We start from the raw sequence: 15,782 nt of genomic DNA on the forward strand, positions 1-15,782 counted from the left end.
AACCAAATCACTGCCGAAGAGTCAGAAATGCACACCGAGAATCGGTGTAAGGTGAGTATAAACAAGCCCTCCCACACAGATTGTGAAACTGATGGTAAACACTGGGCCAATAGCGTTCTTTGTTCCCTCTCTGACAGTCGGTGGTGCTGAGCGTGTGACAGTTTCTGTCGCCAACGGACTCTCGAAGCGCGGATATGAGGTAGATCTTGTGGTGTCATACAACGAGGGGGATTTCCGGTCCGATGTCGGCGGGAATGTAAATATTGTCGACCTCGGAACGCGGCGGATTCCAGGGATAGGAATCGGTGCAAGCGTTCCCGCTTTGGTCCGATATCTATCCCGACGATCTCCTGAGATTCTTTTTTCACAGATGACATATGCTAACAGTATTCATATGATTTCACAGGTTCTGTCTGGATCTGATACCGTCACTATATCTACAATACATACCACGCTCGGGATGCAGGAGGAATCGAAAGAGAAATTTGTCCAGTGGTTGCAGCGTCATCTAGCCCATCAGTCAGACCAGTTCGTCGCCGTCTCTGAAGGTGTCGCTAACAGCGTCGTGGAACATGTCGGCGTCGACCGCGAGAAGGTGTCTGTTCTCTACAACCCTATCCCAATCCCCGAGGTACAGGAGCAGGCAGGGGAGTCGGTGGATCATCCCTGGACCGACTCGGCGAACCTTGACGTTGTTCTCGGTGTCGGACGCTTAGAGAGAGCGAAGAACTTCGAGTCGTTCCTCCGCGCTTTCGAACGGGTCCATACTGCTCGACCGGACACGCGTGCAATAGTTGCCGGTGGTGGGTCGAAGCGGACCGAGCTCGAAAGGCTCGCAGCCGAGTTAGGTATCGACGATGTGGTTTCGTTTCCTGGTTTTGTCGACAATCCCTACGGCTACATGGCGAATGCGGATGTCCTCGCAATGTCTTCAATCCACGAGGGTCTGCCGACCGTCCTCATCGAGGCACTTGCTTGCGGATGTCCAGTCGTCTCAACCGATTGTCCCAGTGGCCCAGCAGAGATCCTCAAAGACGGTGAGTTTGGTCCACTCGTGGATGTCGATGACGACGAAGGACTTGCAGCGGCCATCCAGACGACGCTCGACGATCCACTCCCGAGCGATGTGCTGGTTGAGCGTGCGACCGATTTCGCCCCGGCAGCCGTGATCGATCAGTACGAAGCGTTTATTCGAAACTTCGTGTCGGTGGAGGACACCAATAATCTCGGTAGCCGCTCCGAGCCGCTCAGCCAGTCATGAGTTGGCCTGTCCTACAATAATCATCAAACTGTCTAAGACCGACCTGCAGGTTCTTGTCGTTGGTAGCTCACGTTACGTCGACCCAGATGTGGGTCTCACGGTACGCATTTTCAGCTGTGGGTTGGTCCGGGAGGCCACCCCTGTACAACAGATACGTCAACCGCAAGCGCTCCCCTTCCAGTACTGGCGTAACCATGTGACGTTGCAGCCAGCGGTCTCCAGTTGCAGTCCGGTTGTTATAACTATCGAGGCGTGTCCGCTCAGTTACTTCTCCTGTCGGCGCGACTCTGGCCAACTGCACGACGACGACGTACTCAGTTGTCTCCATTTCGTGGTTGGTGACCGTGAAATACATCTGTTCGGACTCGCCCATCGCGATCTGTTCGGGATAGCCACTGGCCTCCAGATCGCCGGCCTCACTCTCGGTCAGCAGCCCGAACTCTGTGTACGCTTCGCCGCGTTGTGGCTGAGCCGCGACCAATGTTACACTGGCAAACGTGACAAGAATCGCCACACTCACAGCAATAGTTCCTAACTGTATTCTCTCCCCGTCGGAGCGTCCACTGGCTGCCTGTGAGGTTCCAGAAGGCATTGAGGCTTGGCCGAGGCCCGTCGGAGTCCTTTGGTGGCGCCGATACCATGCGATCCCAGCTGTCACCACAGTTACGATGGCAAGGGCAGTAATAACTGGTGTTGGGCGAATCGGCCACGGTGTGAACTCAAGATTGACTCCGACGATGATTGCCAAACAGATACTCGCCGCAACTGAGTACAGTAGCCGTTCGGTGGCAATTAATCGGTGATTCTCATACTCCGAGTTCCAAGTGGGAAACAGCGACGCGACCACGGCATAACCCGGAACGAAGAGCAAGAACGGGAGCGCGATGGCTGCGAGAAAGACTCCGTCGAGAGACGACAGTGAAGCGAGGAGTACAACCACTGTGTAGCCAACGGCAGCAAGCAAATCCACAGTCGCTGGCAGAGTATCAGACCACCTTCCCATGCGTTCCGCTCACGCCTACGCTGTAATAAGTAACAACTGCATACCGGCGTTTGATCGCGTCGCTTCCGGACCAGAAACGACGTACACCCATCTTGAGTGGTTACTCCGGTTCTGTTCGGGAGAGATACTTTTGTTGTAACCGCCAGATGTACCCCTGAACTAACAGAAGAGATAGCTTCGGAACGAACGAACTGTATCTGATCCCGCTTGACTCGTCGCCATAGAAAGCCTCCATCGGTACGTCCTGAACAGTCATTCCATTAGCGTCTAACTGAATGAGCATATCGTTCAGGAATCCGTAGTCGTCAAACAGATCGTTCAGCGAGAGTTGTTCGAGCGCTGTTGCGGAAATCGCAGTGTATCCGTTCTGTGGGTCGCGCATTTTCCAGTGGCCGCTCGCGATTTTTGTCAATATCGTAAGTAGTGCGTTCCCAAAAAACCGCCAATTGGACATCTGAGCACAGTGACGCCGTGATATCAAGCGGTTACCCTTCGCATAATCAGCTTTTCCTTCAACCACTGGGTCAAGGATCTCATCGAGGATGTTCGGATCCATCTGACCGTCACCATCGAGGACCGCAATCGCATCCATGCCGCTCATAAGCGCGAGCTCGTACCCAGTCTGTATGGCGGCCCCGCGACCACCGTTTGTCTGGTGACGGACCGGGACGATCCGCTTGTCGAGGAACGTCTGGCTTTCAGATATCGTCGTTCCTGCCCCGTCGGCGACAACTATTTCACCTGCCGAATCATCTGTTACACCTGCCTGTTTTACTTCGGTGTCGACGTACTCCTTGATTTCGGTCCACGTGCCGTCTGTCGAGCAGTCGTCGATAACGAACACCTGATCAACGTACTCCGGAAGTGAGTCGATAACACCACTAATAAACCCCTCCTCATTGTACGCAGGAACAACAACACCGATTATCGTACCGTTATACACGCTATCGCCCCCCTGAGAATGAGCGGCGTCGCTTCGGTTCTGTAAGTTGCACAGTACGGTTGCATTGCTGGAGGGCAGCCGCTACGGTGCACACAGAGCTATCGACAAGTGAGCTACTCATCTCGGATCTGGTTTCATGCCAGACCCATGCGCCAACAGCAACCTCTGGTTCAGTGATAGTCATGGTCGGTAGTAGGGCACTCACCGGTCACCGATAGGGCCCTCTCTGCCGCCATGTTAGACAAATCGATCTATTGTTATTCCTTACTTTCTGGCGTTAGCGGTCATATACAGTGAGCTGCAGGTTGATAAATATCTTGTTAGGTCAATATACAAAAGTGCCTGTGTACGTCGGTTCCCACGATAGGAGGGCGAGAGAGGTTATTCGAATTGGTCCTGATACATCGTTCTGATGTTCTCCTGACGACTAGCGGTTAGATTCTCGTACGACGTCCCGTAGGTGTCGTTGGCCAGCTCGTCCCATGACTCAATTCGGTCACCAGAATCAGTCTGGAACTGTGCATCGAAGTCTTCTTCGACCTTCTGTTGGGTTTCGATTTCTAAGCCAGTGAAATTAAATTTGTCACCAGCTTTCACATCGGCCCCATACTCTTGCCGGGCGATCTCCTCACGCGTTCGCACTTCTGTGGCCGTAAGGCCGTCCGCAAACGGCTGACGGTCATGAACCTCTTCGATCTGGCGCTTCGTTTCACTGCTCACCTCATCATAGTAGAGCCCGTACTTATCCTGAGTTATCTCATCAAGCGAAGCGCGATCGCCCTCGGAGACACTGGTACTTCCGTCGGAACTGCCGGACCCACCAAGGCCCCTTGCCCATGACGGCTTGACTGACATGGCTGTTGACGCACGCGCGTCGTCTGAGTAGAGACCATAGACGTACGCCTGCAGTTTCAGTGGTTCTACCGGATAATCTGTCGAATCGGTTACAGTGTATTCAATTTCGAACCGAACACGAGTCGACTCACCAGGTGCAAGCGTGACGTTTCTATTGACTCCATAGGCCTCCGGTTGGTCATCGTCATCGCTGTCGATGCGATGCTGGATCGATTGGGTCCCAGTTATGTTACCAGTGTTCGTTACGTCCGCTGAGAATACAGCCGTATCACCGATGTACAGAACGTTTGGTCCATCTAGATCCGACACTTCGAAATAACTATCTTCCACTGTCATGGAAACTGTCTCTCTGTCGTCAGCAGTTCCAAGCGAATAGTTGTGCGTCCCGCGGCTCAAATTCGTCGTGTGCACGCCAATGGACATCGTTGTCGTCTCGTTAGCAGCAAGTGAGACCGACCGCGAATAGGTGGTGTTCGTGAGATTACTGCGGAGGGTGACGGTGTCGGTACCGTTCACATCGCCAACGTTCTCAACAGCTACAGAGACATTAGCAGTTTCACCTCTCGTTACATTGGCTGGAGCAGTCATGTTCTGTATCCGGAACGTCGCCGGTTGCTGGACATGGAGGGTGCCGGTCGTTGTTTCGTTGTCTGTGGCGATCTTGTATTGGTACTCATCTGGAGTCAGGTCATCAGTGTTGACCGTGGCAGTGCTCACCTGACTCTGACCGCCCGCAAGCGAGTATGTGCTCTCATTCAGGGTTTCAGCATCTGAATATTGGCCGTTTCGATCCGTATCGACAGCGAACCGAATCGTCTGGACGCCGCGATACGCACCGATATTGGTCAGGTTTGCCCTGATTGAGGCGTTCGTCCCACGGACGATAGTAGCGTTTGCACTGGTGTCAGCGAGTACAAACGTGGGCGGGGTGAGGATGGCTACATTACCAGTTGCTTCCAGAGACGACGATTCACCGACAGCGACGGCGTACGTGTACTCTCCGGTATTGAGTTGCTCAGGTTTTATAGCTAGCGTTACGTCCGTCGGTTCAGTTGCCGAAACCTCAACCTGTTTTACTGTTTCAGGAGACTGTTGGTCCCCGTCCCCACTCAGGCGCAGCGCTACCTGTTTTGTTGTTGTCTCCGACCCCGCGTTTGTAATTCGAAGCTGCACACGCAACGGCTCGTCCGGCCGGATTTCGGCAGGAGACTGCACAGTGTTGATCTCCAGTTGGTCCTCATCCACAGTGGTCTCGGAATCCGCAGGCATATCAGCGATGCCACCGATTCCAAGCCCCAGCGTAGCCCCTCCGAGAACTAACATTCCAGCAACGCACCCGATCACTAATTTTCCATAGCCTATTGATGACATGTGTACGCAGATAAGTTACAACTCATTATTGTTACGATCGCTATACCCACTGGTAGACGCTCTTTGCAATCAGTTTTGAAGAGCGGATTTCTTCAGGATATATCCCAGAACAGGTAGCATTCGTTTACCACCAGACGCGTCCATGGAAATGAGAGCGTCTAGCCGCTGTCGTAGTAAGTTGATACCGTTCGTCGGTGTCTCAATGAAACGGCTGTCGGAAACTGAATCGTCGGAGAGCGCATCAGCTTATTACCCGGTCCCAGAATTGATGCGGCGGAGTTCCTCATACGCGGGAGGTCCGTATTTGATTGTACGTTCAGCTCCCAGCAAAAAGAAGGACACGGACGAATCTACATAGATGCGCTCGTACGATCTTGCTGGTTTGAAATCGAGACGTGACGGTTACGCCATGTTCTTCCGTTCAATTGTTTCCCAAATATCGACACCCTTCTCCGTGATATCGTACACACGACCTTTCTTTCGATCCTCTGAAACCAGTAAATCAACTAGTTCTGACTCACGAAGCTCTTGCAACGCGCGTGAGACATGTGCAATGCTCATTTCTCTATCGTCCGCGATTAACGACGGTGTCGCAGGGCCTTCTGACAATCGGCGGAGCGTCTCGACTCGATACCGTGAACTGATCACGTAGCTCACTTCATCCCACTGATCAAAGTCTGCCATCGTATTCTATTCGTATGCACGAGCGTCCCAGCTACTGTCTTTGGATACAGACCCGTGTACAGTGATATTCCATGTGCCTGTGGTTAATTGTTTCGCTTGTATCGCTTGGTCTCGCTTCATAGACATACACCATCCCGGTTGATTATCCTGCATACTGAGTATATGGTGAGTAATGTCGTTCTTCCATCTGATCTGCGGATAGTGCGTTTCACCGACTCATTCAGCCATGAGCAGTGATTTACCAATAAAGAAAACTGGGAAGCCGGTAAATTTTCAATTCCTGACGACTTTCTATAGAGAAATTTCACCGAAGAGCCTGTATGTGCATGGTGATTTCAGCGGCGTGGCTAGCTGTTCAATTGGGGTTTATAAGATTACGTTACTTGTACGACTCACAGAAGCAGTCAATATACGCTACTATTTATCTTGGGTAATCATAACGCAGCAATCGCGTATATTCGCAATATTACCGAGTCTAAGCGATTATCATAGTCGTTTTGCGTATTTGTCGTGTCTCAGCGGACACCGAAGCTTCATCCTACCGTGGATCGTCAACGACCAATTCGGAGAGCACCGTTACTCCCAGGATACCAACGCAACTACGGACTACCCTTACCGGTAACCATCGAAATATTGTCTAATAAATTACATAACAAAGTATTAAGTGGCAAGGTGATGTTGATTTGAAATGCTGGCTGACAGCGTAACAATCCGTCAATACAGCCGGGGGGCTGTGTGAGCGCGATTCCAGACGGGTGGACGATGTCGCAGCACACAGGAAGTGGGTAAATATGGGAGTCAAAGACACCGCACAAACTGAAGCAGAACCGGATAATAAACTGAACGACGAATCTGTCCCAGCGCCGGAGGGGAAGGAAAGCAGTGCCGACCAAGCGGCGTCGCAAGAGCAGGGCGATTCTGATGCATCCCTAGATGTTATATTTGAAGTACTGAAAAACAGTCGCCGTAGAGAGGTCCTTCACTTTCTTCGGGAACGAGGCGAGCAGGTATCTCTTGGAGAGCTTGCAGAACACGTCGCGGCCATCGAGAACGAAACTACGACTGATGCGTTGACATCAAGTGAGCGCAAGCGTGTGTACGTCGGTCTTTACCAGTGCCATCTCCCGAAAATGGACGATATCGGCGTCGTTAATTTCAATCAGGACCGTGGGCATATCACCCTTACCGAAATGGCCGACGACTTCGAGAAATACCTCGAACGCTCCGAGGATGACAAGAGTGATCGGCAATGGTATCAGTATTACGCAGCTGTTTCGATACTGGGCGCGATGGTCCTTGCCGCCTCTGTCACCTTCTCACTCTCCGGGGGCATGGTTCTGGGACTGTTCTCCCTGGTCGTAGGCGTTGCAGGTGCGTGTTCCGTATATCACTGGTCTGTAGAGCGGGAAGCGTCAGAAAGCGAGTAGCCCGAGAAAGCCAGATTGGTTCCACACTTAGTTTTACGCCGTACGTGCACCAAGTCAGCTATGCCGAACAGTACACTTCTTGGCCGGCAACATATGTTCGGACTATCGACGGAGCCGGGTTCGGATCAATAATAATAATATCGGCTCTTGCCCCACGCTCCAACCGCCCCCGGTCGTATAAGCCGGCAGCAGCAGCTGGTGCAGTAGAAACACGCAACACCCGGTCTTTCAGCGAGTCACGGTTTTCAATGAAAACGGATCTAAGCAGTGATTGCGGCCGAAAGTCGCTACAAAGGATGTCTACAACGCCGTCTTTGATGGCCTGAGACGCATCGGGCCCGTCCCACAAGCTTCCACCGCGAACCACATTCGGCGCACCCATCGCAACAGTCAGATTTAGCTCAGTTGCACGCTGCGCAATGCGGTGGGAAAGCGGGTACTCGCTGATGTCTACCCCGATGGCAGCGGCGTTACTTACACTTGCAACAGTCTCATCGTCGTGTGAGGCAACCGGTATATTTCTACTGCTCGCTGAATCCGTGATCTTTCGCGCACGCGATACTATTTCTGTGTCAGAGACGCTTCCCCGGCGTGTTTCCAGGGCCTGAATGCTTGTTTCCAATTCCTCATCGAGGCGGTCATATCGTTGTGCAAGTGTATTTTCACCGGCAAACTGACCCCGTCCGGAGGTGTGTGAGACAAGGGAGACGAGGTCGCCCCCTGATCGGATTTCCTGTGAGACAGCGTCAACTGCCGCTTCGTTGGTCAGTTCACACCGCATATGAAGTCTGTTATCAATCCGGGCACCAGTCTCGTGGTCGAAGTCCCGTATATGCTCGGCGAGACGACGGGCTAATTCGATGCTCCGGTGATTATCTGGAACGTCTTCGAAGGAAATAGCATGATACTTGGTCGTAACTCCCGCGCTGGCATTAGCGATATCACACCGATCCAGAGCAATGGTCGTGTCGACGCGCTCGCCAGCTCTTGGAAACAGATGGCGTTCGATGTCATCACCGTGGAGATCAACCAGTCCAGGCAGGACGTATTTTCCCGTCGCATCAATATCGTGAGTACCATTAGATTCTGCTTCCACTGAGACTATTTTCCCGTCCGAGAACGTTACCGTCCCGTTCTCTATTTCTGTGGTCGGCGTAACAACAGTTCCTCCCGAGATCGATGTCTGGTTTGCATTATCACTCATGTGCTGTGATTCCCTGTAAGATGGTCAATGTGGTAACCCTCCACTGTCGAAAGTCATGAATATATGCTCGCTACGGCTATGGCACGGTCGGATATAGAGTTTATATTTATATGTAATAGACAGTTGGAGCAGCGGTTTTTCACAGGCGGGATAATTTGAGACCATCTTGTCACTCACACTGTTACCTCATAGAACAAACGCAGGTCACTCAAGCAGTGTAACATGGTCTGAGTTTTCGATCCAGCCTGCAGAAATCAATATCCGCAACAGATTCTGGACAGTATCAACATATCAATGGTTGATAGTTTCTAAGTTGTATGTATATAATATCATATCAGGGTGGACAAGGTAACAGTAATTCTTACGTATTCACATTTATTAGGTTACACTTACTTTTATAACACCGGGTTAACAGGCTGAACGGGTATGTTTGACCGGTGATTTTTCCCTATTATTCCCATAGCTGGGAAGAGTATAATAGCACTTACGTAAACAGCAAGGTCGTTTGTAACAATATTACGGTACTGAATGGTGAGCGATTCTAGCGACCCAGCCTGCTCACCAGCATATCAGTCGTTGTCTGATAGCGTAGTCGAGAAGCAACTGTTGACTTGAAGCTGTTGTGAGATGGTAGGTGTAACTACCACCGAGGTGGTGTTTGCATGTTCATAACCCGAAGATTTTACCCACCAGCGTTTGGAACACTTTTGTATGAAAGATTGGATTGACACATATGACGATCGTGACTGGCAAACCACCACAGAGGGAAGCATTCGATTCGCACTATTAGGCCTCGGCTGGTGGACAATCGATCTAGCACTCCCCGCAATCCAGGACTCTGATTTAGGTGAGGTCACGACGTTCGTCAGCAGCTCTTCGGAAAAGGCCAAACGCCTTGCAGATGAAAATGGTGTCGACCACGGGATCAGTTACGAAGAGTTCCACGACGGGGTAGCTGCCGACGCGTTTGATGCTGTCTACATCGGGACACCGAACGCCTTGCATCTGGAATACGCCGAAACAGCCGCGGAATTAAACAAGGCGATCCTGTGTGAGAAACCAATGGAGGCGACAGTCGGACGGGCAGAAGAGATGGTTGCGGTCTGTGAAGATGCCGCTGTCCCGCTGATGATTGCCTATCGGATGCAGACCGACCCTGCTGTCAGACGCACAAAGGAACTCATCGAAGACGGATTCATTGGTGAGCCAGTATCCGTATATGGAAATAATAGCCAGCCGCTGCTTGAAATGAATCCGGCCATGGACCAGTGGCGGCTCGATCCGGATCTGTCAGGGTATGGAACCTCAGTGATGGACTTGGGGATTTACTCGATCAACACAACTCGATTCTTGCTCAACCGGGAACCACTGGCGGTCCAATCACGGATGGATTCTCACGACGAGGCTTTCGAAGATGTGCCTGATGAGCGCTCTAGTGCCCTGCTTGCGCTGGAAGACGGTATCAAAATGGTCACAACCGATAGCCAGAACGCCCACAGTGATACGCAACTAAAGATAACTGGCACCGACGGGCAAATCGACCTCCGTCCAGCATTCCATGGGAAGGCGAAGCTCCACCTGACTCGAAACGAGACCACAGTAACTGTCGAACACGACAGTTTTGACGCGGAAGATGAAATGCGGGAGGAGTTCGATTACTTCGCTGACCGCGTTCTGACTGGTGCTGATATTGTTCCGGACGGCCGCCATGGTCTCCAAGATATGCGGGTTATCCGGGCAATTCACCAAGCTGCGGAGAACGGTGAAATTGTCGAGTTGTAACTAAGTCGTTCGAGTTTTTCCACTCTTACCTCAAGTTCGTTTGCTCGGGACTCAATCCGATACGAATAGCGGCTGTTTTGTTACCTCAGTGAAAAGTGAATGCAGCACTATCAGAGTATACATTTCGAATTAGATTCTAGATGAATGGTCCTACACCACCCACCGACTAGAATTGAATCTCACCTTTTCGAGGTACGGCAAGCCAAGAGTCGCTACGAGGGTTTACAGGTCATCGCACTAGCTGCCGGTTAAAAATGTGTGGCCTATAGATGAAAGTAATAACATCCGTACATCTGTTATAGAGGGTGCCAGCAGACCGAGGCACCAGCGGCGGCAAGTGGTATCGGGTATTTTAATTCTAAATGACAGCCTACTGGTTGGACTCGCCGGATTCGATATACAATTAAATTTGGCTATGTTTTACCATCTAAGAGCATCCAAGTTTTGTTTGACATTATTTGGAACTACAAGCACGGTCTTATATTATCAAACGTGAGTATGCAGATAGAAGTATAATATCCTGTCTTATATTTTCTATATACGTGTGAATCCTGTGTTCATATTTTCGCTACAGAACAATACTGATCGAGATCCACTGCAGTGATAGCGCAGTCAGTCGCTCGCGCCGCAAACAAGTCAGAAGACACCGTCAATGAGAACACGACCTGTCGTGAGATACCTGGCACTGCTGATGCACGGCCGACCGTTCGGTCGTCATCGGCAAACTTCCTGTTAACAGAGAACGTTCAATGTTGACTTGGTCCCGAAGAGCGTTTTCAGAGCCCTACTGTGTGACTATGAAGATCATACAGAATTCCAACGGGATCCGTTGGTCAACACACGCCACAGATACCTGGGTAATCCGAAAGTCATATACCGCACATTAGGCCAACCTAAAGCATGGATAAAACAGCTGATTCAGATGGTCTCACCCGCCGCAACTACCTCTCTGGTAGTGGCTTGGTCCTCGGCACTGCTATTGTTGCTGGCTGTTCCGGTAACGGTGCCGAACCGACCAGTACAGCTACATCGAACAATAATGGCACAGACAGATCGACTTCATCGGATAGTGGCTCCTACACTACCTCACTTTCTCCTGTCGGGAAAGTCAAGTTTGACTCCGTCCCGGAGAACGCTTTCACGATGTACAATCAGTATGCAGACATGTTAGTTGCGCTTAACCACGGTGACGCGGTCAATTCGATGTTTGTGCCAGAGATGGCTGGACCATCGATGAACAACTACTATAAGCGACTTTCTGTTGTCTCTTTTGATTGGGAAAATCTCCCAAATCCCTACGATAATTTCAGCAAGGAATTCTTCTACAGCCTCGATAGTGACATTCACTTCCTTGACCCGGCATGGGCGATCACACAAGAGAACTGGGATGTGACCGATATCGAGGAAGTTACCGACAACATCGGACCCTTTTTTGGAAATTTTTACAGCGGAACACACGCTGACCCGCAGGAACCATACAGTGAGGACTACCAGTATTACACACTGTGGGAGCTTTTCAGTCATGTCGCAACTGTGTTTCGAGAGCGGGAGCGGTATGAACAGCTCAGGGCCGTTCATGAGGAACTCATCGAAACCATTCAGACGAACCTTCCGCCGGAGGAGGATCGGCCGACGGCAGTTCGGGTTACACTTGGCGACGGCCAGTTCTGGACGTATCACATCAACCACCCAGGATTCTGGCTCGCCGACACGCGTCCGCTCGAAGCCGACGACGCTTTCATGGATGAAACGTGGGACGGTCTGTGGGGTTCGGTCGGCTACGAAACAATGCTGGAGGCGGACCCTGACGTGATTCTCCACCTTTGGGGAATGACGCCGCGGTACGACATGGACTCGGTCCGTGAGTCTCTCACGTCACACAGCGTCGGCCAAGAGCTTTCAGCGGTCAAGAACGACCGCGTGTACGCACACGGGATGCGGTACCAAGGGCCGATTATGAACCTCTTCCAGATAGAGATGACCGCGAAACAACTGTACCCGGACGTCTTCGGCGAGTGGCCAACCTACGAGGATGGGACCCCATATCCCGAGATCCCGACGGGCGAGCGGCTCTTCGACCGTGATCGCGTCGCCGAAATAATAACGAACGGATAGGGCCCTCAGAGAGAATCAGAAACTGCACCGACCGAGAACGATTTCTCGCCCTGCACAGCGTTCGTGAACGACGCTACACGAACAGCCTATGGTGGCTGTTTTGACGGCTCATAAGCCCAGCTATCGGTGGTTCCCGCGTCGCTCTCCAGTTCGAGCCTCACCGTGAATTCCGACCCTGGTGCGACTGTCGTCGTACCCGTGACAGACTGGTCGGCGGCAGCCTGCGTGGTCACGAAGCCGTCGGCCGTGGTGAGTGTCGCGTCGCGGTCGGTGGTTTCGTAGGTATCTTCGACGCTGTCGGCGGAGTCGACCAGACCTATCGCTCCGGGACGGAGAAGCCGGCTGTTATTTCGTCGGCGTCACCGTCGTGAACCGGGGTACCGCTCCGATAGTCCAACTCAGCGAGTTCGACAGCGACAAAGTACGTGTCGTTGTCGGGGTCATCGACGACAATGACGTTCGAGGCATTGCGCCCCAGCGTATCTTCGCCGGCGTTCGGCCCGACGTTCGTTCGGTTGACCCAGAGGACCACCAGTCCCGCGAAAAATAGGCTCCTGAATTTATCCGTAGTCCCCGTCGTGTTTCCAGCAGGTAAGGCTGAAAGCAATATCTGGAAGAGGAACCCGTCTCGAGAGTGTATCGGACACGCGGTCTCTGTCCGTCGATCCCATCGGAGTATCAGTGTTCCGTGCCATGTTCGTTAGAGCCGCCTAATCGAGATATATCGCTTCCAGATTTTGGGCTGGTCAAAAACAAGATATTCGATTCCCAGTATGAGTCTGGAGCTACACACCACTGTCAGGTCGATACCGTAACACCACTATGTCTGCAGTATCACCGTTTTAGAACCCTTCTTCTATGCGATTACTGCGGACATCGTGGCGTCTTACAGAGTAGGTTGGGCGACAGTCGAGCAGAGAACACCATAGTGTCCGCAGTAATCCGGTTCTGTTCTCTCAAGCACTGTTAGAACAGCGGACATCGTGGTGTTCTAACTGTGGCCAAATCCAACCCACACCACAATGTCCGCTGTTCTCCGTCGTTCCCGTCTAGAACAGCGGACATTGCGGTGTGTTTGGAGGCGGGACAGATCGTGGAATCAACTGCAGAGGGACTGACCGAGCGAAACCGTGCCACTGGTGGGTGAGACCACTCCCACCCCACTTTGTCCGCTGTTCTTCGAAGACAGTCAAGGAGGGGGTGAGTAAGGGGCAAGAATTGAAGGAATATCCGACCGTTAGGAGAGTGGATCAACACAATATGTGGGATTTCCAATATTATGTACTACTGTAGCCTGTTCTGCTACAGCTGCCAAACTGCATTACGGTCTAGCTCTCATTATATTATAATAAACCTTTCTCTCATACATAGTCACATTTCCTCCCCCTCCCTCCTCTCTCTAGTTACTGCGGACATAGTGGGGTGGGAGGGTCCCCGCAATCACTTATAAGCAAAAGAACAGCGGACACTCCGGACACTGCGGACAGGGGTGGTTTTATATGGTATCATTCCAATACGTCAGGTAACAACTATGGGGATGTTCGAACGCGATACCGAGATATACCTGGACCGGGACGCCCTCCGAGAGGACTACCAGCCCGCAAATCTCGTCGGGCGCGACACTGAACTGAACAGATACCGGGCGGCTCTCCAGCCCGTTATCAACGGCGAACAGCCGAACAACATTTTCCTGTACGGAAAAACAGGAGTCGGAAAAACGGCGGGCACGCGGTACCTTATCGACCATCTGGAAGAGGACGCGGCGAAGTACGAGGACATCGACCTTACGGTGAAGATGCTGAACTGCGACGGGCTTTCCAGCAGCTATCAGATAGCCACTCGCCTCGTCAATGAATTCAGGGACGAAACGAGCCAGATAAGTACCACCGGGTACCCCCGGGCAACGGTGTATGACATGCTCTGGACCGAACTTGACTCCTGTGGTGGCACTATTTACATCGTTCTTGACGAGGTCGACCACATCGAGGACGATAGTATTCTCTATCAACTTCCGCGTGCGCGAGCGAATGATAACTTGAGTTCTGCGAAGATCGGCATCATCGGTATCTCGAACGATTTCTCTTTTCGGGATGACCTGTCCCCGAAAGTCAAGAGTTCACTCTGTGAAGAGGAAATCCAGTTCCCCGCATACGACGCCAAGGAGTTGATACAGATCCTGCAACAACGCGCTGACGTAGCATTTCACGACGGCGTTCTCGAAGACGGCGTCATTGAACTGTGCGCTGCCTACGGCGCGAAAGACGCCGGCGACGCGCGTCAGTCACTTGACCTGCTCATGAAAACGGGTGACCTGGCCCGCGACAAAGCCACAGACACGATCTCGGAAGACCTTGTTCGAGAGGCACGCGACGTTCTCGAACGCGGTCGGATTCAGGAAGGCATTTCGGGACTGACCCAACACGGTCATCTGGTCGTGTACGCAATGGTAACGCTTGACCAGGAAGGGAAGACACCGGCCCGGACACGAGACATCAGACCTCGATACACAAACTTCGCCGAGAAGGCAGGCATCGATCCGCTTGTGCCACGCCGGATGCGTGACCATCTCGGCGAACTGTCGATGTTAGGCATCATTTCGGCAATCGAGCGGAACGAGGGACGCCGCGGGGGAACTTATCGTGAGTACTCTCTCGAGATGGACCCGGAAATGATTCTCGCAGCACTTGAAAAGACTGTTGATGATGTTGGAATTCACAAATCCGTTGCTAACCTCGTTGACAACGAAGCGACGCTCTCGGACTTTCAGTCCACTTAGGAACGGCGGACATCGTGGTGTCAAAATCAGCCGGTTCGGGGCGGTTTTCAGGATATAGAACAGCGGACAGAGTGGTGTTATCGCCGACGGTCAGGGCCTCCGTTATTCTCTCCAATACCGCGTAGAACTCCGGACACGGTGGTGTCTATTAGAGCCACCATTTCTTTTGCTGCGATGATACTTGTGGTGAAGCTCATGGATATTACTTCTGAGAATGAAAATGTGACTGATACACATATAGCACTATCTCCCGTAGTGGATCTGCGGGAAGTAGTTTTTTGCGTCAGATAATTGCTTGTTCGAAAAATTAGCGATCATCCCGAACGTCTCTTGGATTGGGCCTTACATCTGATGAAGCCTT

General features: G+C 52.0%; 11 protein-coding genes. 5 read left to right on the top strand and 6 right to left on the bottom strand.

Features of this window, described 5'->3' with window-relative positions:
* Positions 1 to 91: 91 nt before the first annotated feature.
* Complete coding sequence (locus C437_RS04950) at positions 92 to 1,261, top strand: glycosyltransferase (RefSeq protein ID WP_049919616.1); 1,170 nt, start codon at positions 92 to 94, stop codon at positions 1,259 to 1,261.
* Positions 1,262 to 1,328: 67 nt separating this feature from the next.
* On the opposite strand, the gene C437_RS04955 is transcribed toward C437_RS04950, so the two are convergent.
* The 4 genes from C437_RS04955 to C437_RS04970 form a co-directional block, all read right to left on the bottom strand.
* Complete coding sequence (locus tag C437_RS04955; RefSeq protein ID WP_049919617.1) at positions 1,329 to 2,264, bottom strand: DUF1616 domain-containing protein; 936 nt, start codon at positions 2,262 to 2,264, stop codon at positions 1,329 to 1,331.
* 100 nt (positions 2,265 to 2,364) lie between these two features.
* Complete coding sequence (locus tag C437_RS04960) at positions 2,365 to 3,207, bottom strand: glycosyltransferase family 2 protein (protein ID WP_004515799.1); 843 nt, start codon at positions 3,205 to 3,207, stop codon at positions 2,365 to 2,367.
* A gap of 381 nt (positions 3,208 to 3,588) precedes the next feature.
* On the bottom strand, positions 3,589 to 5,433 hold the full coding sequence (locus C437_RS04965; RefSeq protein ID WP_139175311.1) for a CARDB domain-containing protein: 1,845 nt from the start codon (positions 5,431 to 5,433) through the stop codon (positions 3,589 to 3,591).
* Between the two features lie 402 nt (positions 5,434 to 5,835).
* Positions 5,836 to 6,117, bottom strand: coding sequence for a winged helix-turn-helix domain-containing protein (locus C437_RS04970; protein ID WP_004515801.1), 282 nt, complete (start codon positions 6,115 to 6,117; stop codon positions 5,836 to 5,838).
* A 791-nt stretch (positions 6,118 to 6,908) separates the two neighbouring features.
* Between C437_RS04970 and C437_RS04975 the strand changes: the two genes are divergently transcribed.
* Complete coding sequence (locus tag C437_RS04975) at positions 6,909 to 7,544, top strand: DUF7344 domain-containing protein (RefSeq protein ID WP_004515802.1); 636 nt, start codon at positions 6,909 to 6,911, stop codon at positions 7,542 to 7,544.
* A 58-nt stretch (positions 7,545 to 7,602) separates the two neighbouring features.
* On the opposite strand, the gene C437_RS19750 is transcribed toward C437_RS04975, so the two are convergent.
* Positions 7,603 to 8,748 (bottom strand): alpha-D-ribose 1-methylphosphonate 5-triphosphate diphosphatase, encoded by a 1,146-nt coding sequence (locus C437_RS19750; protein ID WP_004515803.1) that lies wholly within the window; start codon positions 8,746 to 8,748, stop codon positions 7,603 to 7,605.
* A gap of 711 nt (positions 8,749 to 9,459) precedes the next feature.
* On the opposite strand from C437_RS19750, the gene gfo6 reads away from it, so the two are divergent.
* Positions 9,460 to 10,530, top strand: a complete 1,071-nt coding sequence (gene gfo6, locus C437_RS04985) for a D-xylose 1-dehydrogenase Gfo6 (protein WP_004515804.1) — start codon at positions 9,460 to 9,462, stop codon at positions 10,528 to 10,530.
* A 900-nt stretch (positions 10,531 to 11,430) separates the two neighbouring features.
* Positions 11,431 to 12,645, top strand: coding sequence for an ABC transporter substrate-binding protein (locus C437_RS04990; RefSeq protein WP_049919619.1), 1,215 nt, complete (start codon positions 11,431 to 11,433; stop codon positions 12,643 to 12,645).
* Positions 12,646 to 12,961: 316 nt separating this feature from the next.
* Here C437_RS04990 and C437_RS04995 read toward each other — a convergent pair whose 3' ends face one another.
* Positions 12,962 to 13,177, bottom strand: a complete 216-nt coding sequence (locus C437_RS04995) for a hypothetical protein (RefSeq protein ID WP_004515806.1) — start codon at positions 13,175 to 13,177, stop codon at positions 12,962 to 12,964.
* Between the two features lie 999 nt (positions 13,178 to 14,176).
* On the opposite strand from C437_RS04995, the gene C437_RS05000 reads away from it, so the two are divergent.
* The gene (locus tag C437_RS05000) at positions 14,177 to 15,421 is read left to right on the top strand and encodes a Cdc6/Cdc18 family protein (protein ID WP_004515807.1); all 1,245 of its coding nucleotides are present in this window, start codon (positions 14,177 to 14,179) and stop codon (positions 15,419 to 15,421) included.
* Positions 15,422 to 15,782: the final 361 nt, after the last annotated feature.

The organism is Haloarcula vallismortis ATCC 29715, from assembly GCF_000337775.1.
Lineage (GTDB): Archaea > Halobacteriota > Halobacteria > Halobacteriales > Haloarculaceae > Haloarcula > Haloarcula vallismortis.

Bases quoted from the DNA above. Each gene is read 5' to 3' on its own strand.
- C437_RS04950 (WP_049919616.1), top strand. From the start codon at position 92: ATGGTAAACACTGGGCCAATAGCGTTCTTTGTTCCCTCTCTGACAGTC.
- C437_RS04955 (WP_049919617.1), bottom strand. From the start codon at position 2,264: ATGGGAAGGTGGTCTGATACTCTGCCAGCGACTGTGGATTTGCTTGCT.
- C437_RS04965 (WP_139175311.1), bottom strand. From the start codon at position 5,433: ATGTCATCAATAGGCTATGGAAAATTAGTGATCGGGTGCGTTGCTGGA.
- C437_RS04970 (WP_004515801.1), bottom strand. From the start codon at position 6,117: ATGGCAGACTTTGATCAGTGGGATGAAGTGAGCTACGTGATCAGTTCA.
- C437_RS04975 (WP_004515802.1), top strand. From the start codon at position 6,909: ATGGGAGTCAAAGACACCGCACAAACTGAAGCAGAACCGGATAATAAA.
- C437_RS19750 (WP_004515803.1), bottom strand. From the start codon at position 8,748: ATGAGTGATAATGCAAACCAGACATCGATCTCGGGAGGAACTGTTGTT.
- gfo6 (WP_004515804.1), top strand. From the start codon at position 9,460: ATGAAAGATTGGATTGACACATATGACGATCGTGACTGGCAAACCACC.
- C437_RS04990 (WP_049919619.1), top strand. From the start codon at position 11,431: ATGGATAAAACAGCTGATTCAGATGGTCTCACCCGCCGCAACTACCTC.
- C437_RS05000 (WP_004515807.1), top strand. From the start codon at position 14,177: ATGGGGATGTTCGAACGCGATACCGAGATATACCTGGACCGGGACGCC.